The 20,617-nt window shown below is 62.6% G+C and carries 23 protein-coding genes, 1 tRNA gene and 1 pseudogene; 1 reads left to right on the plus strand and 24 read right to left on the minus strand.

All coding sequences use genetic code 11. From position 1 onward, the window contains the following. Positions 1-14: 14 nt before the first annotated feature. The 23 genes and pseudogenes from AC27IO_RS07315 to serS all read right to left on the minus strand — a co-directional run bounded on the left by AC27IO_RS07315 (position 15) and on the right by serS (position 19,805). Entirely contained in the window at positions 15-413 is a 399-nt protein-coding gene (locus AC27IO_RS07315; protein ID WP_284427681.1) for a flagellar hook assembly protein FlgD, read from the minus strand. After that, a complete protein-coding gene (locus tag AC27IO_RS07320) occupies positions 410-1,636 on the minus strand; it encodes a hypothetical protein (RefSeq protein WP_498738155.1) in 1,227 nt (408 codons plus the stop codon). The genes AC27IO_RS07315 and AC27IO_RS07320 overlap by 4 nt, the downstream gene beginning before the upstream one ends. Then, positions 1,633-2,145 carry a hypothetical protein gene (locus tag AC27IO_RS07325; protein WP_498738157.1) on the minus strand — a complete coding sequence of 171 codons (513 nt, stop codon included), beginning with the start codon at positions 2,143-2,145 and terminating at the stop codon, positions 1,633-1,635. The genes AC27IO_RS07320 and AC27IO_RS07325 overlap by 4 nt, the downstream gene beginning before the upstream one ends. Next, positions 2,142-3,626 carry a FliI/YscN family ATPase gene (locus AC27IO_RS07330; RefSeq protein ID WP_498738159.1) on the minus strand — a complete coding sequence of 495 codons (1,485 nt, stop codon included), beginning with the start codon at positions 3,624-3,626 and terminating at the stop codon, positions 2,142-2,144. The genes AC27IO_RS07325 and AC27IO_RS07330 overlap by 4 nt, the downstream gene beginning before the upstream one ends. Further along, a complete protein-coding gene (locus AC27IO_RS07335) occupies positions 3,623-4,420 on the minus strand; it encodes a FliH/SctL family protein (protein ID WP_498738161.1) in 798 nt (265 codons plus the stop codon). Before AC27IO_RS07335 ends, AC27IO_RS07330 begins: the two co-directional genes overlap by 4 nt. A 129-nt stretch (positions 4,421-4,549) precedes the next feature. After that, the gene (locus AC27IO_RS07340) at positions 4,550-5,221 is read right to left on the minus strand and encodes a hypothetical protein (protein WP_284429285.1); all 672 of its coding nucleotides are present in this window, start codon (positions 5,219-5,221) and stop codon (positions 4,550-4,552) included. Further along, positions 5,218-6,717, minus strand: a complete 1,500-nt coding sequence (gene fliF, locus AC27IO_RS07345) for a flagellar basal-body MS-ring/collar protein FliF (RefSeq protein WP_498738163.1) — start codon at positions 6,715-6,717, stop codon at positions 5,218-5,220. Before fliF ends, AC27IO_RS07340 begins: the two co-directional genes overlap by 4 nt. 49 nt (positions 6,718-6,766) lie before the next feature. Next, positions 6,767-7,102 carry a flagellar hook-basal body complex protein FliE gene (gene fliE / locus AC27IO_RS07350; RefSeq protein ID WP_284429287.1) on the minus strand — a complete coding sequence of 112 codons (336 nt, stop codon included), beginning with the start codon at positions 7,100-7,102 and terminating at the stop codon, positions 6,767-6,769. Continuing rightward, a complete protein-coding gene (flgC, locus tag AC27IO_RS07355; protein ID WP_498738165.1) occupies positions 7,099-7,512 on the minus strand; it encodes a flagellar basal body rod protein FlgC in 414 nt (137 codons plus the stop codon). The genes fliE and flgC overlap by 4 nt, the downstream gene beginning before the upstream one ends. A gap of 20 nt (positions 7,513-7,532) precedes the next feature. After that, positions 7,533-7,925: a flagellar basal body rod protein FlgB gene (locus tag AC27IO_RS07360; RefSeq protein WP_284408168.1), complete on the minus strand. Its 393-nt coding sequence runs from the start codon at positions 7,923-7,925 to the stop codon at positions 7,533-7,535. A gap of 18 nt (positions 7,926-7,943) precedes the next feature. After that, positions 7,944-9,080, minus strand: a complete 1,137-nt coding sequence (locus AC27IO_RS07365) for a flagellar basal body P-ring protein FlgI (RefSeq protein ID WP_498738168.1) — start codon at positions 9,078-9,080, stop codon at positions 7,944-7,946. A gap of 2 nt (positions 9,081-9,082) precedes the next feature. Further along, positions 9,083-9,631 carry a flagellar basal body L-ring protein FlgH gene (locus AC27IO_RS07370; protein ID WP_498738170.1) on the minus strand — a complete coding sequence of 183 codons (549 nt, stop codon included), beginning with the start codon at positions 9,629-9,631 and terminating at the stop codon, positions 9,083-9,085. Positions 9,632-9,682: 51 nt separating this feature from the next. Further along, the gene (flgA, locus tag AC27IO_RS07375) at positions 9,683-10,756 is read right to left on the minus strand and encodes a flagellar basal body P-ring formation chaperone FlgA (protein ID WP_498738172.1); all 1,074 of its coding nucleotides are present in this window, start codon (positions 10,754-10,756) and stop codon (positions 9,683-9,685) included. Then, positions 10,753-11,547, minus strand: a complete 795-nt coding sequence (flgG, locus tag AC27IO_RS07380; protein WP_498738173.1) for a flagellar basal-body rod protein FlgG — start codon at positions 11,545-11,547, stop codon at positions 10,753-10,755. The genes flgA and flgG overlap by 4 nt, the downstream gene beginning before the upstream one ends. A gap of 72 nt (positions 11,548-11,619) precedes the next feature. Then, complete coding sequence (locus AC27IO_RS07385) at positions 11,620-12,411, minus strand: flagellar hook-basal body protein (RefSeq protein ID WP_498738175.1); 792 nt, start codon at positions 12,409-12,411, stop codon at positions 11,620-11,622. A gap of 52 nt (positions 12,412-12,463) precedes the next feature. Beyond that, positions 12,464-14,559, minus strand: a pseudogene (gene flhA / locus AC27IO_RS07390) (flagellar biosynthesis protein FlhA). Next, complete coding sequence (locus AC27IO_RS07395; protein WP_498738177.1) at positions 14,556-15,650, minus strand: EscU/YscU/HrcU family type III secretion system export apparatus switch protein; 1,095 nt, start codon at positions 15,648-15,650, stop codon at positions 14,556-14,558. The pseudogene flhA and the gene AC27IO_RS07395 overlap by 4 nt, the downstream one beginning before the upstream one ends. Beyond that, positions 15,650-16,525, minus strand: a complete 876-nt coding sequence (locus AC27IO_RS07400) for a flagellar biosynthetic protein FliR (protein WP_284429296.1) — start codon at positions 16,523-16,525, stop codon at positions 15,650-15,652. The genes AC27IO_RS07395 and AC27IO_RS07400 overlap by 1 nt, the downstream gene beginning before the upstream one ends. Before the next feature lie 12 nt (positions 16,526-16,537). Continuing rightward, a complete protein-coding gene (locus AC27IO_RS07405) occupies positions 16,538-16,804 on the minus strand; it encodes a flagellar biosynthetic protein FliQ (protein ID WP_284408159.1) in 267 nt (88 codons plus the stop codon). A 296-nt stretch (positions 16,805-17,100) separates the two neighbouring features. Further along, positions 17,101-17,190 (minus strand) — tRNA-Ser (locus AC27IO_RS07410). A gap of 50 nt (positions 17,191-17,240) precedes the next feature. Continuing rightward, positions 17,241-17,753: a DUF1993 domain-containing protein gene (locus tag AC27IO_RS07415; protein WP_498738180.1), complete on the minus strand. Its 513-nt coding sequence runs from the start codon at positions 17,751-17,753 to the stop codon at positions 17,241-17,243. A 122-nt stretch (positions 17,754-17,875) separates the two neighbouring features. Further along, positions 17,876-18,436: a class I SAM-dependent methyltransferase gene (locus tag AC27IO_RS07420; RefSeq protein WP_317356468.1), complete on the minus strand. Its 561-nt coding sequence runs from the start codon at positions 18,434-18,436 to the stop codon at positions 17,876-17,878. Positions 18,437-18,494: 58 nt separating this feature from the next. Continuing rightward, positions 18,495-19,805: a serine--tRNA ligase gene (gene serS / locus AC27IO_RS07425; protein WP_498738182.1), complete on the minus strand. Its 1,311-nt coding sequence runs from the start codon at positions 19,803-19,805 to the stop codon at positions 18,495-18,497. 88 nt (positions 19,806-19,893) lie between these two features. Between serS and AC27IO_RS07430 the strand changes: the two genes are divergently transcribed. Then, positions 19,894-20,322, plus strand: a complete 429-nt coding sequence (locus AC27IO_RS07430) for a VOC family protein (protein ID WP_284405457.1) — start codon at positions 19,894-19,896, stop codon at positions 20,320-20,322. Positions 20,323-20,353: 31 nt separating this feature from the next. Here AC27IO_RS07430 and AC27IO_RS07435 read toward each other — a convergent pair. Continuing rightward, positions 20,354-20,617, minus strand: a 264-nt coding sequence (locus AC27IO_RS07435) for a pyridoxal-phosphate dependent enzyme (RefSeq protein ID WP_498738185.1), incomplete at its 5' end; no start/stop codon positions are given.

The following is a 20,617-nucleotide window of genomic DNA, read 5'->3' on the forward strand; positions in this document are numbered from 1 at the left end:
AGGATTTGAGCGCGTCAGCGCACCGCGGTGACTTGGCTCAGGGAAATGTTCTGCAACGTCGCACCTGCGGTCGTGCGCAGGGTGATGAGGGGTGAATCGCCGGCCAGCGACAGCGAAACGACCGTGCCCGTCAGCGTGCCTCCGGTAGAGTTGATGTCCACCGTGCGGCCTATCAACCCGACCGACTGCAGCGCCGCCTGATTGCTGATCAAGGTCGAGATCTTGTCGTTGAGCTGCTGGGTTTGCTCCAGGCTCGTGAACTGCGCCATCTGGGCCATGAACTGCTGGTTGTCCATCGGCTTCATGGGATCTTGATAGGTCAGCTGAGTCAGCAGGATTTTCATGAAATCCTCCTGATTCAGGCCATTGGCGCGCAGGTTGGTGGCGGTGCTGCTGATGCCACTGATGCTCATGAATTCTCCTTGGGGGGCGGAAAAGAAAATAGACCGGGAGTGCAATGGCCCACGGTGCGTTGTTCCAGAAAACTTGCAAAATCGCTGAACGGCGAGGCGCCGGAAGATGCCGTGGCTGCGTCGTAGACCACGCTTCCATTGCAGACCACGCGACTCAGTCTGTGTCCCTGGTTTCGAAGGGTGCGCTGCAACGTGTTGACGACGACTGCCGCCTGGGCAGTCACCTGCTGAGCCGTTCCATCCATGCCGATCCAGAGGTTCAAGCCGTCCGGCGTCCAATTGGCATGCAAGCGTGTCGCAGCTTGCTGCGCCGTGCTCCCTCCAACCAATCGGCTGACGGGTGAGGTACCGGGCTGTACGGGTTGCCTGGACGCATCGCCGGCACGAGGTAAATCGCTCAGAGCGCTTTTCGCGTTCAACTCCACGCTGAAAAGGGAAGATTCACCGGCAACGCCTCCTTGGTCGACCCAACCCGAGGGAGCCCGCAAAACGACCGCGACCGGAGTCGAAAGCGATGCAACACCGCTGGTGCCCATCGACGGATTGACAACCTTCGGATCCGCATTGACTGGCAACGATGGAACGACCTGAGATATCCGAGCACTTTCCGCACCGGCCATGATCTCGCTCAGGCTCTGTGACCCAGCGACAACCACGCCCTGCGCAGCTGCGTGGTTGCCTGCACCTGGCGATTGCGCAGGTTGTTGTGCGGCAGGCCTCGTCGCGAATTGATTCCGTGACGCAGGTCCGGCAAGTTCAGCGGCGGTATCTTCGTGCTCCACGACCGCAGGGCTCTGCGGTGTGCCACCTTGGCGCCCTTGGATTGCCTGCGGCGCCATCGCATCATGGGTGGCGGCCACGTCCAAGGGTGCCTCAGACACAGGACGTGGGAAGCCCTCACGGACAGTCGCCGCCGAAGACATGGGGAAATAACCGCTGCGGGATGCCAAAGCCGTCTGCCCCGCCATGGACAAAGGCTCTGGTGGACGAAGCGCGGCACTGCGCTGGGACTGCCCCGCTTCGGCCCCGTTTACCAAAGGGCTGGCGACGAAAGGCTGGAACCAGTTGGATAACTGGGCCCGTTCCATTTCATGAAGCCAGGCCTGCCGAGCCCGCTTTCTGTCCGCAGGAGCATCTTCGCCTGCCTGGCCAGGTTGCACGGAACGGCGTTGCAGGTCGACGTCCATCAAGGCCTCACGGTTGGCAGGTTGCAGCACCGTCATGGCAGATTCTCGAAAGATTCCGCGCCGCGAGCGGTGCGGTAGTACAGGCGGCCAATCCAGCTGCGGTCAGCTTCCGCGGCGGCAGCACGGGCGGCATCGTTGGCATACTCCTGAATGGCATCGGCACGGTGTTCTTTCAGCCCGTCGATCTTGCGCTGTTGAGCGACGCAATCGGCCAGCAAAAGCGCCTTCTGCTCGCACAAGGCCTCTATCTCCCGGTCCTTTTCCTGAATGTGTCCACGCAGTTGGGCCAGATACCCCAACCCGCGCTGGTGCATGTGAGGATCCGGACGGGGTTGCCAATTCAACTGCAAGTGAGCGACCTGGCTTTGAAAATCCAGATCGAGCGCCGCGCGCTGTTCACGTGACTCGGCCAGCGATTGTCGAAGCCGTGCCAAACGGTTTTCCAGCCGCTCCATCTGCCATTCCTGCTTGCGCATGTACGGCGCCAACGCATAATTGAAGCCGCGCAAGTCTGCGTTCAAGCTTTGAGCTGCGTTTTCCTTCATCGAGCCGCCTTCACAGGGCTTGCCATCCCGTTTGCACCAATCGCGAAACTCAGTTTCGCTGGGGGTAAGGGTGCGTTCGGTACGGGTGCAGCCACAGGGAGTACTGCCCGGTCAGGCCACAAGATAGCGCGCAACTCGCGCATGCCAGTGGATCGCGCAATGCCACCCTCTCGCTGCCGCAACCATTCCTTCAATGCCGGAGCCAACAGCAAGGCGCGATCCAGTTCCGGGTTCGACCCTTTCTCATAAGCGCCGATATCCACCAATTGGCGATTGCGATCCAGCAAAGCCAGGTACCTGACGGCATCGGAAATCAATTCCTGCTCGTCCTTGCTCGTCAAATCGGGGAGCAGCCGGCTGGCGCTGCGCAACACATCGATGGCAGGGTATTGCCCCTCATGCGCCAGATGGCGAGACAGCACCACGTGACCGTCCAAAATGGAGCGCAAGCTATCCGCGATGGGCTCGTTCATGTCGTCTCCCTCGACGAGCACCGTCAGCAGCGCCGTGATGGAGCCCCCTGAGGGCGCTGTGCCGCAGCGCTCGCAAAGCTGGGGCAGTTCCGCAAAAACGGACGGGGTGTAGCCACGCGCGGTGGGGGGCTCCCCTGCAGCCAGGCCCACCTCGCGGCGCGCCATGGCCAGCCGGGTGATCGAGTCCATGGTGAGCAGCACCTGCTGGCCCGCGTCCCGGAAATACTCTGCAATGGTGACGGCAGCATGCGCTGCACGGATGCGCGCCAGCGCCGGCTGGTCGGAAGTGGCGACGACAACCACAGACCGCTTCAGGCCCTCTTCGCCCAACTGCTTGTCGATGAACTCCCGCACCTCGCGGCCCCGTTCGCCGATCAGGGCGATCACGTTCACATCGGCACTGACATGCCGCGCAATCATGCCCAGCAACGTGCTCTTGCCAACGCCACTGCCTGCGAAAATGCCCACACGCTGCCCCAAGCCCAGCGTCAGCAACCCGTCCAGGCAACGCACCCCCGTTTGAAGCACCTGGTGAATCTTGGGCCGCTGCATGGGGTTGATCGGGCTGGCATGCAATGGGCGCTGAAGCGGTGCATCGGGGTCTGCGCGTTGATCGAAGGCGTGTCCGAACCCATCGATCACACGCCCGAGCAGTTCAGGGCCGACACCGAAAGTCGACTGTCGTCCCAGTGCGATGACCTCCGCTCCTGCGGCCACGCCTTGCATGCTGCCATAAGGCATCAGAGTGATGACGTCGCCCCTTAACCCAACCACTTCCGCCAACACTCCATGAGACAGGCCGTCCCCAGAAGCAAGCCCGCCTTCAGCCGAAGGCCTGCGTGGCAGGATGCGGCACAGCTCGCCGACGGTGGCATCCGGCCCCTGCGCTTCGATCGCCAAACCCTGCATTTGTCGCACCCATCCGATCCGCCGGGACAACTCCGTTTGCTGCAGCGCAGCGCGATAGTCCTGCAGAAGGCCGGACGAACGGGGAGCGGACATGTTCATGCCTTCTCACCTTGGCGAGGCACGGAAACCAGCGATCGGCGGGCTTCACGGGTCTGCAAAAGGCTGGCTTTCAGTGCGTCCAGTTGCACTTCCAGCCTGGCATCCAACGCGCCCTCTGCTGCACGCAACAAAACGCCTCCGGTCGCGACTTTCGCATCTGCCACCCAGCGCAGGGAAGCACGCTCTGCACTGAACCCTGCGGCTGAGAGCAATTGCAGACTGTCTGCGTCCGTACGCAGCAGCTGCACGTCTTCGGGATGCAGATGAATGCTCAACGGGCTGCGCCCGTGCCATGACTTGAGGCTTCTGTCCAGCAATGCGCGCAGACCGTCTTGCGTTGCCGCTTGATCCCCCAGGATGCGGCACACCATCTCGAAAGCCAGGACAAGCATGTCTTCTTCTGCGTTGCGCAGGCATCTTTCGCGCTCTGCGGGCAACTCCGCCAGGATCTTTTCCAGCAGTTTGCTTTGCTGGTGCAGCTTGTCGTTCAATTGCCGGCTATGGTCCTGGGCTGTTTTCTGGGCGTCTGCAGCCGCTCGGCTCACCTGCTCTTGGGCAATGGTCGTAGCCAGCTTCTCCATCTGCAGCCGGGCCTCCCGTTGCGCTTGCGCGATGCCTTCCTGGCGGCCTTTGTCGTAAGCAGCGCGGCGTTCCTGTTCCAGGAGATGTTCATGCCTTTTGGCCAGCTCAGCAGCCAGTGCCAACTCCCGAGCTGCTGCAACACTTGCTGCATCCAATACAGCCGGCTCCGATGGATGCGAGATCGCCTTCGCAGAGCCCTCTGCCAAAGACACGGCATCCGCTGCGCCGGCGGGTCGCTGCCGGAGCACCGGACTTTTTTTCTGCTGCTTTGTGCGCCGGCCGGCCCAGGCTCAAAGTCTGCGCATGCAAGGGCGCATCGCGCAAGATCAAGGTGGCCGGCTTCATCGAACCGTCCTCGCCAACGCGCCAGTCCACCGGAACATCCGCGATTTCCAGCCTTGGCCTGATACAAGCGCCTTCTCTGGCAGCGAATCTTGCACAGCGATCCGCGCCGACTCGCAACAGGTGCGCATGCTCGCCATGAGCGCCAGAGCCAGTGCCGAATCCGATCGCACTGGGCAGTTTTCCATGTCCAGCATGTCTTCGACTCTGCGCCGCGGCAACGCTGGAAGGCGCTCCAGCAGCGTGCGCTGCCACGGCCAGGCTTGCAAGCGCAGCGCCATCGCTACCAAGCCGGGCGGCTCGCTACGCCACGCCTTGGAAAGGGCGACCAGGTCTTTTTCGTCCAAGGCCATCAAGAAATCAAAATCCGACATCGCGGGAAGAGGATTCGAATGCTCCGCCACATGGAAGGCGGTGGCCTCTTCCCGCATTGTCGTGTGCGCTTCAGTCCCAGGCGCGCAGGCGTTCAAAGCCTCGTTCAAGACACTGGCGTCGGGCGAGATGCCCAGCCCATCCAACTCGGCCACCAAAGCCGTCAGTTCCTGCTGCTGCGGCAAGGGCAGGCGCGATAGCAACCAACTCCGGTCAGATGGAGCCATCGCGTGCAGCAGCAATGCGGAATGCCTGGCGCTGCGGCCGACGGGCGAACTGGTCAACTCTGAAAACATCATGGCTGATGCCGCGGCAGATCCGCGTCCAAAGGACCATTGGATGGGCCCGTCTGCATCCAGGCCTGCACGCGCCGCAGCGCGGCCTGCCGTTCGGCCTCGGTCAATGGCGATGCGGCTTGCGTGCGGCCAGCGGATTGGCGACGGCGCAGCGAATGAAAGGCCCACACGCCCAACACGAAGACGAACGCGAAGGCCAGCAAAGCCTTGGCATAGGCACCCAGTGCCATGCTCCGGCCATCAACCGCGTCACCCCTCGCCGGGTAACCCGCAGACTCTGGCCCCATGGCGGCTTGCGCACTGGAAGCATCGGCCGCTGCCTGGTCGATGGCGGGTGGAAGAAGGGCTTGCAGGGACTGCACGACCACCGTATCGCCACGGTCCATGTTCGCCCCCACCGCTGCCGCCAATACGCGGCGCAGTTTGTCTTCTTGCAAGGCGTCCAGTGGCTGCCGAACCACTGCGACGACCTGAATCCGTCGAACCGACCCGGCCTGGCTGACCACCTGCTCCACCCTGCGGCCCACTTGGTAATCCACCTCGCGCTGTGTACTGGCGCCCGCGGCGTTGGAAGATCGAACGGCATCCAGCGGGGCCAGATTCCCGTCTCGTATGGACTCCCGCTCCTTCACGATGACGCCTTTGCTGTCCGCCGTCCTCGACGGTGCAGGAATGACGTCTTCGGTAGTGATCCGAACTTGGTCCATGTTCAAGGTGACATCGACGGTCGCCAGGGCCTGACCTGGACCGAAAGCGCGATCCAGCACGGCGGCCGCTTTTCGCGCCAACTGGGTCTCGGTGTCCTTCTTCAGGTCGAGCCGGCTGCCGCCTCCACCGGATGAGGCGGGCTCACCCCCATCGTCCACTGATCGGCTCAAGGCAACACCTTGCTTGTCCACCACTGTCACGTCCTGCGCTGTCATTCCGGGCGTTGCCGCTGCAACCAATCGCTGGATACCGCTCACCTGCTCGGCACGCAAGGCTTGGCCTTCTCTCAGCGTGAGGGTGATCGCCGCCTTGGGGCGAGCGCTGGCTTGCTTGAACAAGCCCTGCTCCGGCAAGGCGAGATGGACCCTCACATCGCGTATTTCCGAAAGCGACAGGATGGTGCGCGTCAGCTCGCCCTGGAGCGCCCGCTGGTAGTTGATCTTCTGCGCGAACTCCGTCATGCCGAAGTCGGTGTTGTTGAACAGCTCGAAGCCCACCGCACCGTGCAGTGGCAAATCCTTGCCCATCAGCTTGATGCGTGTGGAGTGCACCTGTGCCTTGTCCACCAGGATGGAGGCATTGCTTTCGTCGAACCGATAAGGAATCTTGAGCTTCTCCAGCTCGGCGGTCATGGCCGTCGCATCCTGTGGCTTGAGGTCGGCGAACAGCACTTGATAGTCTGCTCGCAGCAACCACCAAGCGAGTGCAGCGGTCATCAGGACGATGCCCAAAAGGCCAGCGATCAGGCTGGCGCGCGCGGAGCGGCTCAGGCCCTCCCAGAATGCGATCATGGTCGTACGCTCTCGGTGCGGAGTTTCAGTCTTGGCTTATCGGTCATGGCTAGAGTTGCATCTTCATGACGTCCTGGTAGGACTCCAGAAGCCGGTTGCGCACCTGCATCATCAATTGGAAGGACAGTTTGCTTTCCTCCAGCCGAATCATGATCTGGTGCAAGTTCTGGACATTGCCGACAGCGAGCTGCTGCAGATCGGTCTGGCTGCCCAGCAACTGCTGGTTGACCTGCTGCAGCCCCTGCGTGACAAGATCGGAAAATCCCGGCGACGGCGGCGACTGCAGCGCTCCGACAGCCATGCCCGGCTCTGGCGGCAGTGGCAGCGGTGCAGACAGGCTCGGCAGAGCGGACGAAGCCAAGGCCGTGATGGCTTCGGTGCTCATGCATTGCCTCCGATTTCCAGCGCCTTGAGCGCCATGTTCCGGGAAGTGTTCATCGCCGCGACGTTGGCTTCGTAGGAGCGCATCGCCCCCATCAGCGTCACCATCTCTGCAGCGGGGTCCACGCCCGCATAAGCCACAAATCCACGCGCATTGGCCATCGGATGCCCAGGCTCATACACCATGCGAGGGCTTTGCAGCGTGGGCTCCACAGCGACCGAGGGGCCCGCCAGGCCTTCTGTCACCGCATCGCTGAAAGCGGTACGGCCGACCACCCGGAGGGGCTGATAGGTTTTTCCATCGGGTCCCGCCACCGTGTTGGCGTTGGCCAGATTGAGGGATGCCACTTCGACGCGCGTGCGTTCGAGGGTCATGCCGCTGGCACTGATGGCAAAGGCTTTGGAGTAGTCCATGGAATTGCGCCTAGAAAAAGTCAGCGTTTGCCGTCGGAGACGGCGGTGGAAAGAATGGCCATGTGGCGCGACAGTCCTTTGAGCAAGGCTTGGTAATGCACCGCGTTCTGCGCCATCTGCGCCACTTCGGAATCCAGTTGGACCCGAGCCGGCAGTCCATTGCCTGCAGATACCGGCTCCAGCCTGAAACCGGCTTCTGCCATCGCGGCAAGCTGGCTTGCATCGATCCGTCGGCCTTCGTCCAGTTGGCGGCGGGCCTCTTGCATCTGGCTGGAAAAGCCCAGCCGCTGCGGCACGAAACCTTCCGTTCCGGCATTGGCAATGTTGTTGGCGATGGCCTGGTGGCGCAACGTTGCCGCATCGAGCGCCAGCGACAGGCTGGCTTGGGTGATGGCTTCGATTCCTTCGGTCATGGGGTCGTTCCGCTGTGCTTACTGGATGATGAGTTCGGCGTGCAACGCACCTGCCGTCTTCACCGCGCGAAGGATGGAGATGATGTCCCGCGTGTTCGTCTTGAGCCTGGCAAGCGACTGCACCAGATCAGACACCGTGGTGCTGCCGGTGACAAAGCCGGGGCCGTTTTGCTCGTCCACATCGATGCGCGTGTTGGTGACCAGCGCCGTGCGAACACCATCGCCCGCCTGTCCGATGAAAGAGGGCTGAGAAGCGACCGTCTCGTTGCGAATGGAGACCTTGATATCGCCGTGCGAGATCGCCACCTGGGAGATGCGAACATCCCCCCCCGACACCACCGTACCGGTGCGTTCGTTGATCACCACCTTGGCCCGGCGGTCCGGCTCGACCATGACCGACTCCAGCCCGGCGACGAAAGCGACCAGCTGGCGGCGCTGGCTTTCGGGCACCATCAGTTCAATCCCTGATGCGTCCCGCGCTTGCGCCAGACCGGCTCCCAACTTGCGGTTGATCGCCTCCGCCACCCGGTTGGCAGTGGTGTAGTCGGGCTCATTGAGGATGAAAGTCATCCGGGAGCTTTCTGAAACCATCTGCGCCGTCACACCCACTTCCACGGTGGCGCCATTGGGTACGGAACCCACCGTGGGATGGTTTTTCTGCACCACATTGCCATTGGCGTCGTAACGGTATCCCCCCACCGACAAAGAACCTTGCGCCAAGGCATAGACCCGCCCGTTGGCCCCTTTCAAAGGGGTGAGCATCAAGCTGCCTCCGACCAGGCTGCGTGCATCGCCGACAGAGGTCACGGTGATATCCAGCGCGTCGCCCTCCCGCGAGAAGGGAGACAGCACAGCGCTAACCATGACCACCGCCACGTTGCGGCTCTGGATTTGTTCGGGCCCGACATTCAGATTGAACTGGGACATGGCATTGGAGAGAGCCTGCCGCATGCTCCGGTTCGTGGACGAATCGCCAGTGCCTGCCAGACCGGTCACGATGCCCGTGCCGACCAGCGCGTTTTCACGCCAACCCTGCAGCTTTCCAAGGTCCTTGACGCGTACAGACTCCGCATGAGCTTGGGCAGACATCCCCAGCGCCAGCGACAACGCAGCGCCCGCCAACAGGCCAAAGAGGGTTCGAATGGTTCGCCTCATGGTCACAATCCCATCCCATCCAGCAGCGCCCGCCACCAGGGACGCCGATTGCGCTCCGCAATGTCGCCCTCACCCACATAGCTGATCCTGGCATCGGCCAGGCGCGTCGACAAAACGACATTGCCATCCGAGATATCCAGTGGCCGCACACGGCCTTCCAGGGTGACTTTTTGCGGCTCATCGTTGACGGTCAACAGTTGCTCGCCAGAGACCTTCAATTCACCGTTGGGTAGCACTTCTCGAACGGACACTGTGAGCGTGGCCAGTACCCGATTGGTCCGTTGGGTCTTGCCCCCGCCATCGAAGTCGCCGGTGACCGCGATACCTGTCTGGGCCACGCTACCGCTGCGATGCCCAAGCTCCGCAGACAGCCCGTTCTTGCGCCGTGTACCCGTATCCGCGCTCGTCGTCGCGCTGGAGTTTTCGAACACCTGCACCGTCAGCACGTCGCCCACGCGAAACGCCTTGTTATCGGCCGTCAAAGGCCTGAAACTCTGTTCCTGATAGAGGCTTTCCGCACAAGCAGGAGCCGCATGGATGTACAGCGCCATGCTCGACAAAACAAAAAAGGCCTTTGCCCGCAGCCATGACGAAAGATTGCTTCATGGCTGCAGCTCCAAATGCCCTGGGGCCGTTACACGGGCCAGCAGCACGCCGGTGGCGTTGAGGGGCCTTGCACGCACGACCTGGCCGACCTGTCCGTCCTGCAGCACTTCCACCCGGCTCTCCAGGGACACAAAACCGCTTCGCGAAACCAGACTGACCCATTCGCCGCGCGACACTGCCGGTACGGGCTGCAAATGCGCAGCAGTGACAACATCACCACTGTGGAGGTTGCGGCGAACCCGTTGCGCAGCCACAGCATCCCCTGCGCCAAGGGTTGCAGGCTGTCCCAATGCACTGGGACCCACATCCCCCAGCCGGGCCGCATCGACCTCGCGCATCACCAAGTTGTCTGCCTGAACCGAGGTGCCCACGGCCATGTCGTTCGCGGCCACTGGCGCCAAGGTGAACAAGCTCACTTCGAATCGGACCGGAATGGTCTTGACGTGCTGTCCCTGCACCAGCACATCGACCCAGACCAGCATGCGTTTGCCCACCGGCACGTTGCCCAGCGGACGCACGCGCAGACTGCTGCCCCCGAGCGGAATCAAGGTCGTCGACGGCACGGACACCGCCTGCATTTCGATCCGCGGCTCGATCCAACCCTTTTGCGCCACCCCGGCCATCAGGTGATCCCGCAATGCAGATTGGGCTTTGTCAACCACCTCCTCTCCCGGCAACTCTCGCGCCGCCACGGTCAGGACCGTCGAAGTGGAACCTTGCCACTGCACCTGGTCTTCGCGCAGGCCGGTACGGCTGCGAAGCCACAGAGCCAATCGGTCCGACTCCAGAACTGCGGTATCGCCAATGCGTGGGGCCTGGCCCAACGGCAGCGCCATGGCCCGGCGCAGCAATGCCAGGTCCGGACTGCTCAAAATGGCAATGTCCCCCAGTTGTACTTGCGCCTGTTGAACTTGGGCCTGCGGCCGCATTTCCACCCGCAGCAGTGCTGTGGGCATCGCAGTGCCGTTGATCGCCCATGCGGGGGTACCGAAAAGAGAACCCAGCCACAGCAAGACGGCACCCAGCGCTCCACCGAGAGGCTGCCGCCTGATCGCATTGAAAGGACTCATCGCCGCAGCCCGTTGACCAGCCCCAGAATCTCATCGGCCGCCTGAACGATCTTGACGTTGGCTTCATAGGTGCGCTGCGCCACCATTAGGTTGACCATTTCCTCGACCATCTTCACGTTGGAGCCCTCCAGATAGCCCTGGGCCAGGCTGCCCGCACCATCTTCTCCAGCCCGAACCGAAATCGCTTCCCCGGACGCACTGCTGCTTCGGTAGAGGTTGTCCCCTTCGGCCAGCAAGCCTTGCGGGCTGGCAAACCGGACCAGATCGATCTTGCCGATGTCCGTGGCAGAGGCCTGGTTGGCGGCGCGCGCCTGCACCCGTCCGTCGGGCTGTAGTACCAGGGCCTGGGTGTCCTCGGGCACGGTGATCCCAGGCTTGAGCGCATAGCCGGCCAACGTGGCCAATTGGCCTTCCTTGTTCACTTTCAGCGTGCCGCCGCGGGTGTAGGCACTGCTTCCATCGGGCATCAGCACCTCCAGAAAACCGTCGCCCTGCACAGTGACATCCAGGGGGGAGTCCGTTTTCTTGAGATCCCCCATGTCGAACAGCTTGGATAGATTGGCAATGCCCACACCCGCGCCCAGCCGCACCCCCTGCGAGATGAGACCGGCGTCACCATCCACCTGGCTGGACACTGCACGGGCCGGATCTTTGGCAACCAGGTCGGAAAAGCTGACCCGCGCTTTCTTGAAGCCGGCGGTGTTCACGTTCGCCAAATTGTTGGCAATGGTGTCAACATTCAGCTGCTGTGCTTGCATGCCGGTGGCACCGATGTAGAGAGCGTCAAACATGGGAAGAAGTCAATTTCTAAAAAGGATGGCAGAGCCCTTGTTCAAGCGCAGCGCATCCAATAAAACAAAGGATCAAGAAAGTTCACCGAGTTTCCGGATGGCCTGCCCCGTCATTTCGTCATAGCCCAATGCCACCTTTTGCATGGATTCGAAATGCCGCATGGTTTGCACCAGTTGAACCATCTCCTGCATGGAATTGACATTCGAGTTCTCCAGGAAGCCCTGCCGGATCTGAATGTCCGCGTCTTTGAGCACGCTGAACGCCCCTTCCGCTGCCAGCAACCCATCACCCTTGTGTTGAAGGCGGGTGGGGTCTTCCGCCTGCACCACCTTGAGTTGTGCGATCGGCTGCGCGTTGGCGCCTGCTGACTTGGATTCGGACTCATACACGTTCCCGGCACCATCGATGAAAGGGCGCTCCCCATTCAGGTAGATTTCGCCACCCTTGCCCATGACGGGAAGGCCTTGCGCGGTCACCAGGCGCCCCCGCCCATCCAACCGAAAATTGCCCTGACGGGTATAGGCTGGGCCAACGTCCGTCGTCACTTCAAAGAAACCGGGGCCAGCCAGAGCCACATCCAACCCCTGGCCCGTGGACTTCAGGCTGCCCGGGCGCGTATCGGTCTGAATGAGCAGCGCAGGCGCAGGCACCGTTGCGGATGCCATGCCCGCCGCGGAAGGGGCCGTGGGCACATTGCCCACCATGGCGGCGAACGTGGAGCCAACCATGCCCAGCGGCCGGCTGGCCATCGCTTCGCGCTGATAACCCGGCGTCAGCGCGTTGGCCAGATTGCTGCCAATCCGGTCAAGGCGCTGCATGTCCTGGTGCATGGACTGCAAAGCGAGGGCGAGTACTTCTTGCATGGAAGGAAAGCGGGGTGAAATAAAACAGGGGGATGCCAGGGAAAAGGGCCGGCTAAACGCTCACGACGGCATAGGACTTCAATTCGATGGTGTGCGGAATCTCTGCCATCGACAGCACCCTCAGGTGCGGCATCACGCGCTCCGAAAGTGCTCGTACATGCCGGCGCAGTTCAGGTGCGCACAGCAGCACGGGCAACAGGTTGCTTTTCATCATGCGTTCCGCTTGCTGCATCAGCTTGACCATCAGTTGCTCGGCCATCTTGGGCTCGAGCACAAAAGGTGCCGCAGGCGATCCCGCATCTTCGGCGCGCGCGCTGTGCGCCATCTGCACGCTCTGCAAGAATTGGCTTTCGACGGCCGGATCCAGCGTGATCACGTGCAATGCATTCGCCTCGCCAACGAGGCCCTGGCATATCGCGTGCCCCAGCCGAAGGCGCACCAGCTCGGTCAGGTAGTTGGCATCCTTGGACTGCCGGCCCGCATCGGCCAAGGTTTCGAGGATCGCCTCGATGTGACGGATGGACACCTTCTCACGCAGCAGGTTTTGAAGCACCTTCTGCACATCGCTCACGGACAGCACGGTGGGTATCAGCTCCTCGACCAGGCTGGATTGCTGCTGCCGCACACGGGCCAGCAGCCGATCCGTTTCCGCCCGCGTCAGCAGCGTGGCGGATTCGCGCCGCAAGACTTCGGTCAGATGGGTCATGAAGACGGTCGGTGCATCCACCAGCGTGAACTTCGCCGCAACGGCTGCTTCACGCAAGCTCTGCTCGATCCACAAGGCCGGCAATCCGTAAGTGGGGTCGCGCGTCGGCTCGCCCGGCAGTCCGTCCGTCTTGCCTGCAGGGTGGATGGCCAGCAGGCGGTCGGCCCGGGCCTCCCCCCGGCCACAGATGACTCCGTCCAGATGGATCTCATAGCGGTCGGCACCGAGCCGAACCGCATCCTTGAAACGGACGCGAGGCAGCACGAGACCCAACTCCTGGGCATGCTGCTTGCGAAAGGTGGCAATGCGCTCCATGAACACGCTGCCAGGCTGGTTGACGAGCGCGACCCATTGGCTGCCCACATGCACCTCGATCGGCTCCACCTGCAACGCTGCATAGGGATCCTCATCGTCGCGCGCCGAGCCCTCTTCCGCCTTCGCCACTTCGGCGCCGTCAGCACCCGCCGGTGGGCCCCCTTCGCCACTGGCTGCGCTTCGATACACCACCCACGCAATGGCGCCCACAATGGCCATCAGGATTGCGGTCGGCAGGACCGGAATTCCCGGAAAGAAAAGCAGGCCCGTCAGCGCGGCGCCCACCAGCAAAAGGGTCTTGGGAAACGACGTGATCTGGCGCAGCACTTCCTGGCTGAGATTGCGTCCGAAGCAGAACGGGTAACGATGATGCCGGTGCCCACGGCGATGATCAGCGCGGGAACCTGGGTCACGATGCCATCGCCGATGGTCAGGAGCGAGTAAGTCTTCAGCGCCTGGTCCCAGGGCAACTTGTGCTGCATCACCCCGATCACCAGTCCACCCACGATGTTGATCAGCAGGATGATGATGCCGGCGATCGCATCGCCCTTCACGAACTTGCTGGCGCCGTCCATGGCGCCGTAGAAAGCCGCTTCCTTTTCGATGTTCTTGCGGCGGCGCTGGGCTTCTGCCTGATCGATGAAACCCATGTTGAGGTCCGCGTCGATGCTCATCTGCTGCCCAGGCATGCTGTCCAGCGTAAAACGCGCAGCCACCTCCGAGATTCGCTGTGCGCCATTGGTCACCACCACGTACTGCACAACGATGAGGATCAGGAAGACGATCAAACCGATCACGTAGTTGCCGCCCACCACATAGGCACCGATGGCGCCGATCACCCGGCCGGCGTCACCGTCCGACAGAATCAGGCGCGTGGCTGCCACATTGAGCGACAGGCGAAACAAGGTGGCGATCAGCAGCAGCGATGGAAAGGTGGAAAACTCCACCGGCCTCGCCATGTAGAACGTCAGCAGCAAGATGAGAAACGCGAAGCTGAAATTCGTGAGGATCAGAAAATCCAGCAGCGGACTGGGAATGGGCGCAAACAGCACCACCAGAACCCCCAGCACCAAAAGCACCATGGCGATGTCGCTGTGTCTGCCGAAGAAACGCTGAAGTGCCTTCATGCCATCACCCCCGTGCGCGCACCCTGGCGCTGGCGTTCCCGCATGGCAAACACCCAGACGATGATGCGAGCGACCTCGGCAAACATCTGCGGCGGCACATGGTGCTCGACATCAAGCTCCTTGAAGAGCTTGCGTGCAAGAGAAGGGCTTTGAACAATGGGGATGTGGTGCCGAGCAGCGATCTGCCGCATCACCGCTGCCACGTGGCCAGCCCCCTTGGCCACCACCTGCGGCGAGTCCATCTGGCCATGGACGTAGCGCAACGCAACCGCGACATGGGTAGGGTTGGTCAGCAGCACATCGGCGTTCTTGGTCTGCCGCAGCGCCTGGCTGCGCTTGCGCGCCTCTCGACGCAACTCTCGCATGCGGGCACGCACACGCGGGTCACCGTCGCGCTGCTTGTGCTCATCTTTGAGCTCACGCTTGCTCATGCGCATCTTCTTGGCGAACTCGCGCTTGGTGAACATGAGGTCGACCAGCGCAATGGCACCCAGCAGCATGGCCATCTTGAGCCCCAGGCTCCCCATGTCAGCCAGCAGCGTATGCACGTATCCGAGGGGCGAAAGTCCCGAGAGGTTGTAAAACTGCGGCGCAAGATCGACCAGCGCGTAGTACGCAGTGCTGCTCAGCAAGACCAGCTTGATGCAGGCGCGAGCGGTGTCGAACAGGGCACGCAGGGAGAAAATCTTCTTGAACCCATTCACCGGGTTCAATCGATTGAAATCGGCGGTCACCGGATCCAACGAAAGAATCAGGCCCGTCTGCAAGACATTCCCCGCCACCGCAGCCAGCATGACGCAAACAAGAAAAGGGGCAATCCAGACGAGCGTTGCCTTGACCATCGCAGCAACCACAGGCCAGAGGCTGCCACCACCCGGGTCGATGTTTTCGATCTGCAGCAGCAACATCTGATCGAAGCGAAACTGGTCTCGCACCGACTCCCAGCCCTGCCAGGTGAGGTACACCACCGCGACCACGAACACCACCGCCGAGACCACGTCCGCACTCTTGGAGACTTGGCCTTTTTCCTTCGCTTTTTGCAGCTTGTACGGCGTGGCCGCTTCGTTGCGATCGAGATCTTGCTCCGACATCAGCGCACGCCCTCCGCACGCAAAGGCGCTGCCGGTTTTCCATCGAAGCGTGCAGCCGGCGAAGCTGTCAGGAAGACGCCTTCCCACATGCCATAGATGCTGGCGTAGACGCGGTTCATCGCGCCTCCCATTCCGGCAAACCAGAGCGACAGCACCGCCAGACCCACCACAATCTTGGTGGGAATGCCCAGCACCAGCATGTTGATCTGGGGCAGATTGCGGGACACCACCCCCAGAGCCAGTTCCACCAGCAAGATGCAAAACACCACCGGAGCTGCCAGCGCAAAACCCAGCATGAAAAGGGCGCTGACATGCTTGAACACCGGGCCGGCGGCACTCGCCAGAGACCAAGGGGCTCCCAACGGGAAAACCTCCAGGCTATAGGCCAGCGCTCGCAGCAGCGCGTGGTGCCCATCCACCAGAAAGAACACCACCACCGCCGCATAGTTGAAGGCGGACACCAGCAGCGGAGAAGCCCTGTTGCTCACCGGATCGAAAACCTGTGCAATGCCGAAGCCGATCTGCACGTCCAGCAGGTTGCCGGCCACGGAGAACGCGGCAAAGGCCACCAGCACACCCAGCGCCAGGGTGGCGCCCAGAGCCATCTCGATGAACGCGGCTTGCAAGATTCCGCCAGCATCCGTGCGCACCCCCGCGCCATCCATGGGAAGGGCCAGAGACAGCACGGCAGCCAGCGACAGCACCACCAGCGCCCGCACCCGATTGGGAATGGGCATCGCGTAGAGCACAGGCGTCATGGCAAGCACCACAGCAATGCGCAACGACAGCAAAAAGAAAGGGAGGAGTACAGCCGCAGCCTGCGCGTCGCCTGCCAGAAACGACGACAACGTCCATTGGGAAGATTGGGCGGCCATTTCCGGACACTCTCAGAACATGGCGGGAATATTCGTCCAGAGCTGGGACGCGAATTGCCCCAGCTTCTTCAACATCCAGGGGCCGAACAGCACGATGGCCACACCGGCAGTGAACAGTTTCGGCACGAAGGTCAGCGACATTTCCTGCACTTGCGTGACCACTTGCAAAACGCTGATCAACAAGCCCACCAGCATGGTCAAGCCCAGAACAGGCAAGCAAATGAGCAATCCCGTCCAAAACAGGTCGGACAGCATCCGGAGAGCAAGGTCGGCATTCATAGAAACCAGTTCATTGGAGCGTTGAGGCGCTCCGCGCATCGACCAGCCGACGCTTTTACAAATTCACACTTATCAAACTACAACTTTACAATTGTAGGGAGAGCGTTTGGAATTACGCGCACTTGCGGCGAAATATTACATTTCGATGTGGTAAAGAGAGCCACAGCTTTTGGCGCAATGCCCTTCACTCCATGCCATTTGGGAGCGGTCGGCCGGTCTCGCGCTGAGACCGACGATTCGAGCCAGACTGCAGGCAACAAAAAAGCGCCCCGAAGGGCGCTCGTTTGTTGGCTTACTGGCGGAGAGGGTGGGATTCGAACCCACGGTAGTGTTGCCACTACGCCTGATTTCGAGTCAGGTACATTCGACCACTCTGCCACCTCTCCTGTGTGTCGAAGCCGGGATTCTAGCAGGAAGTTTCAGCCTTCCGACCGACTCAGTACTTCCCCATGTAGTCGCGTTTGCCCAGTTCCACTCCGTTGTGCCGTGCAATCGCATACGTGGCATTCACGTGGAAGAAGAACTGTGGCAGGCCGTAGTGCAGCAGGTAGTGCTCGCCGGCAAACTGCTTTTCGCGCGGCGTGCCGGGCTGCAGCGTGATCTGGCGGGCAGCGGCCTCGTCGAAAGCCTCGGCGGGCAGGCCTTCGATGAACGCCAGCACGGTGTCGATCCGGGTGCGCAGGTCAGCGAAACCCGGCCGTTCTGCATCGGGCAGCGATGGCACGTCCACGCCGGCCAGCCTTGCGGCGATGCCCTTGGCGAAATCGCACGCGACCAGCACCTGCCGCGCCATCGGGAACATGTCGGGAAACAGCCGGGCCTGCAGCAAAGCGTCCGGGTCGATCTTGCGTGCGGTCGCGTGGGCTTCGGTCTTGGAGACTACATCCCCCAGCGAGCCAAGCATCTGCTTGAAAACGGGCACGCTGGCGCTGTACATGAAAGAGGTCATCGCGGGTCGATCCTTGAAAAGAGGGCCGGCAGAACGCCGGCGGATCGCAAGTACACCAGCAATGGGCTGCTGGTGCACGATCGGAGCGGCAAAACCCCTGAAACACCCAGTCCGATGGTGTTTCAGACCAGGACGATCTGCGGCACGTTCTGCAAGTCGCGCAACGGCATGCGAGCCGGCTTCACCGCACGCAGATGGGCCACCATCTCGACGACCACGTTGCGCTGGCTCTGGATGCATTCCCAGATCTGCTCGTGGGTCAATCCGCGCAGGCGCTGCGCCACCGTCAGCTCGATGCGGTCGGTGATCCAGTCGCCGCGATACCCGTAATCCGCCCGCCAGTAATAGGGCTGGGAGAAATACCCGAAGGACCCATGGAACAGCTGGCGCACATGGGTCGGGTCCTCGAAGGCATCGTCGCTGGCGCCATGGGGCACGCGGATGACCATGCGCGCGTCGTGCCGGGCCACGCGGTGCAGTTCCTGCATCATGGGCAACACCTTCGGGATGTGCTCCAGGACATGCGACAGCAGAAACTCCTCCACGCTCCCGTCCGCCAGCGGCAAGGGCGTGGCCGCGCAGGCGTCCAGGTCCGCGACGATGTCCACGCCGGGCAACGCCTGGCTGTCCAGGTTCAGCCACCCCGCGAGGGTATTGCGACCGCAGCCGACGTTGAGCTTCATGGCCTTCTCACCCATCCATCGTGCAAAAAAACCATTCTGCGCGGCCCTGGCCTGCGGCCTATGCGGCCAGGGAAGCGAGCCCGCCCAGGTAGGGGCGCAACGCTGGCGGAATCTCCACGCTGCCATCGGCCTGCTGGTAGTTCTCCAGCACGGCCACCAGGGTGCGACCCACGGCCAGGCCCGAGCCATTGAGCGTGTGCAGCAGCTCGTTCTTGCCTTGCGCGTTCTTGAAGCGGGCCTGCAGGCGGCGGGACTGGAACGCCTCGCAGTTGCTCACCGAGCTGATCTCGCGGTAGGTGTTCTGCGCGGGCAGCCAGACTTCCAGGTCGTAGGTCTTGGCGGCGCTGAAGCCCATGTCGCCCGTGCACAGGCTCATCACGCGGTAAGGCAGCCCCAGCTTCTGCAGCACGGCTTCGGCATGGCCCGTCATGGCCTCCAGCGCATCGTAGCTCTTGTCGGGGTGCACGATCTGCACCATCTCGACCTTGTCGAACTGGTGCTGGCGGATCATGCCGCGCGTGTCGCGGCCGTAGCTGCCGGCCTCGGAGCGAAAGCACGGCGTGTGCGCCGTGAGCCGGATGGGCAGGTCCGACTCGGGCACGACCACGTCGCGCACGAAGTTGGTCAGCGGCACTTCGCTGGTGGGAATGAGGTACAGGGCCGCATGGTCGGGCACGGGCTCGCCGTCCTGGCCGCCCTTCTTGGCCGCGAAGAGGTCGCCCTCGAACTTCGGCAATTGGCCGGTGCCGCGCAGCGAATCGGCATTGACGGCATAGGGCACATAGCACTCGGTGTAGCCGTGCTCCTGGGTCTGCACGTCGAGCATGAACTGCGACAGCGCACGGTGCAGCCGGGCGATGGGACCCTTCATCACGGTGAAGCGCGAGCCCGACAGCTTGACGCCCATGTCGAAGTCCAGCCCCAGCGGCGTGCCCACGTCCACATGGTCCTTCGCCGCGAAGTCGAAGGAGCGCGGCGTGCCCCAGCGGCGCACCTCGACGTTGCCGGCTTCGTCCGCGCCCACGGGCACGCTCTCGTGCGGCAGGTTGGGCACGGCCAGCAGCAGCGCGTGCAGTTCGCCCTGCAACTGCTCCAGCCGGGCGGCCGAGGTTTCCAGTTCCGACTTGAGCGAGCCCACTTCGGCCATGACCGCATCGGCGCTCTCGCCCTTGGCCTTGAGCTGGCCGATCTGCTTGGACAGCGTGTTGCGGCGCGCCTGCAGTTCCTCGGTGCGGGTCTGCAAGGTCTTGCGCTCGGACTCCAGGGACTGAAAGGCCTCGACATCCAGGAAGGCCTGGGGTTTTTTGCGGGTCTCCAGCCGGGCGATGGCGGAGTCGAGGTCTTTTCGAAGGAGGAGGATGTCTAGCATAGGCCGCGATTTTAGTAGGGCGTCTTACCGGGTTGGCGCGCCGGAGTTTCCGTTTTAGGATGGACCGCACTGCCCCAGGGAGGACTCCATGCACATCGAACCGTACCTTTTCTTCGACGGCAACTGCGAGCAAGCGCTGGATTTCTACGCCCAGTGCCTGGAAGGGCGCCTCACCGCCGTGCACCGCTACGAGGGCTCGCCGCTGGAAAAGCAGCTTCCCGCGCACTGGCGCAACAAGATCATGCATGCCACCCTGGAAGTGCCCGGCGGCCACCGGTTCATGGCCAGCGACCGCATGCCAGGCCAGCCGTTCGCAGGCCACGCGGGCTTTTCGATGTCGGTCAACTGCCCCGGCAGCGCCGAACGCGGCGAGCGCATCTTCCACAGCCTGGCCGTGGGCGGGCACGTGGGCATGCCCTTCACCGTCACGTTCTGGGGCGCGCACTTCGGCACGCTGGTGGACAAGTTCGGCGTGGGCTGGATGGTCAACTGCGACGGGGCGCAGCCGCCCGCCTGAAGGCCAAGGCGCGCCCCCAGCACGGCGCCGCTCAGGCCAGCGTGGCGGGATCGAAATTGGCCCCGCACAGGATCAGGCCGACCGTCTCGTCGGCGCGCGGGCGGTAGGCGCCGCTTTGCAGCGCGGCCAGGCCCAGCGCCGCCGCCGGCTCGACCGCCAGCTTCAGTTCCCGCCACAGCCATTGCTGCGCGCTGCGGATGGCCTCGTCGGGCAGCAGCAGCGCGGCATGCACGTGGCGCTGCGAGACCTCCCAGGCGATGTCGCCGATGCGGCGGGCGCCCAGCGAATCGGCATG

Source organism: Acidovorax sp. KNOB132 (assembly GCF_057541515.1).

Coding starts and splice junctions, on each gene's coding strand:
- AC27IO_RS07315 (WP_284427681.1), bottom strand. CDS start 413: ATGAGCATCAGTGGCATCAGCAGCACCGCCACCAACCTGCGCGCCAAT.
- AC27IO_RS07320 (WP_498738155.1), bottom strand. CDS start 1,636: ATGACGGTGCTGCAACCTGCCAACCGTGAGGCCTTGATGGACGTCGAC.
- AC27IO_RS07325 (WP_498738157.1), bottom strand. CDS start 2,145: ATGAAGGAAAACGCAGCTCAAAGCTTGAACGCAGACTTGCGCGGCTTC.
- AC27IO_RS07330 (WP_498738159.1), bottom strand. CDS start 3,626: ATGAACATGTCCGCTCCCCGTTCGTCCGGCCTTCTGCAGGACTATCGC.
- AC27IO_RS07340 (WP_284429285.1), bottom strand. CDS start 5,221: ATGATGTTTTCAGAGTTGACCAGTTCGCCCGTCGGCCGCAGCGCCAGG.
- fliF (WP_498738163.1), bottom strand. CDS start 6,717: ATGATCGCATTCTGGGAGGGCCTGAGCCGCTCCGCGCGCGCCAGCCTG.
- fliE (WP_284429287.1), bottom strand. CDS start 7,102: ATGAGCACCGAAGCCATCACGGCCTTGGCTTCGTCCGCTCTGCCGAGC.
- flgC (WP_498738165.1), bottom strand. CDS start 7,512: ATGGACTACTCCAAAGCCTTTGCCATCAGTGCCAGCGGCATGACCCTC.
- AC27IO_RS07360 (WP_284408168.1), bottom strand. CDS start 7,925: ATGACCGAAGGAATCGAAGCCATCACCCAAGCCAGCCTGTCGCTGGCG.
- AC27IO_RS07365 (WP_498738168.1), bottom strand. CDS start 9,080: ATGAGGCGAACCATTCGAACCCTCTTTGGCCTGTTGGCGGGCGCTGCG.
- AC27IO_RS07370 (WP_498738170.1), bottom strand. CDS start 9,631: ATGGCGCTGTACATCCATGCGGCTCCTGCTTGTGCGGAAAGCCTCTAT.
- flgA (WP_498738172.1), bottom strand. CDS start 10,756: ATGAGTCCTTTCAATGCGATCAGGCGGCAGCCTCTCGGTGGAGCGCTG.
- flgG (WP_498738173.1), bottom strand. CDS start 11,547: ATGTTTGACGCTCTCTACATCGGTGCCACCGGCATGCAAGCACAGCAG.
- AC27IO_RS07385 (WP_498738175.1), bottom strand. CDS start 12,411: ATGCAAGAAGTACTCGCCCTCGCTTTGCAGTCCATGCACCAGGACATG.
- AC27IO_RS07395 (WP_498738177.1), bottom strand. CDS start 15,650: ATGTCGGAGCAAGATCTCGATCGCAACGAAGCGGCCACGCCGTACAAG.
- AC27IO_RS07400 (WP_284429296.1), bottom strand. CDS start 16,525: ATGGCCGCCCAATCTTCCCAATGGACGTTGTCGTCGTTTCTGGCAGGC.
- AC27IO_RS07405 (WP_284408159.1), bottom strand. CDS start 16,804: ATGAATGCCGACCTTGCTCTCCGGATGCTGTCCGACCTGTTTTGGACG.
- AC27IO_RS07415 (WP_498738180.1), bottom strand. CDS start 17,753: ATGACCTCTTTCATGTACAGCGCCAGCGTGCCCGTTTTCAAGCAGATG.
- AC27IO_RS07420 (WP_317356468.1), bottom strand. CDS start 18,436: ATGAAGCTCAACGTCGGCTGCGGTCGCAATACCCTCGCGGGGTGGCTG.
- serS (WP_498738182.1), bottom strand. CDS start 19,805: ATGCTAGACATCCTCCTCCTTCGAAAAGACCTCGACTCCGCCATCGCC.
- AC27IO_RS07430 (WP_284405457.1), top strand. CDS start 19,894: ATGCACATCGAACCGTACCTTTTCTTCGACGGCAACTGCGAGCAAGCG.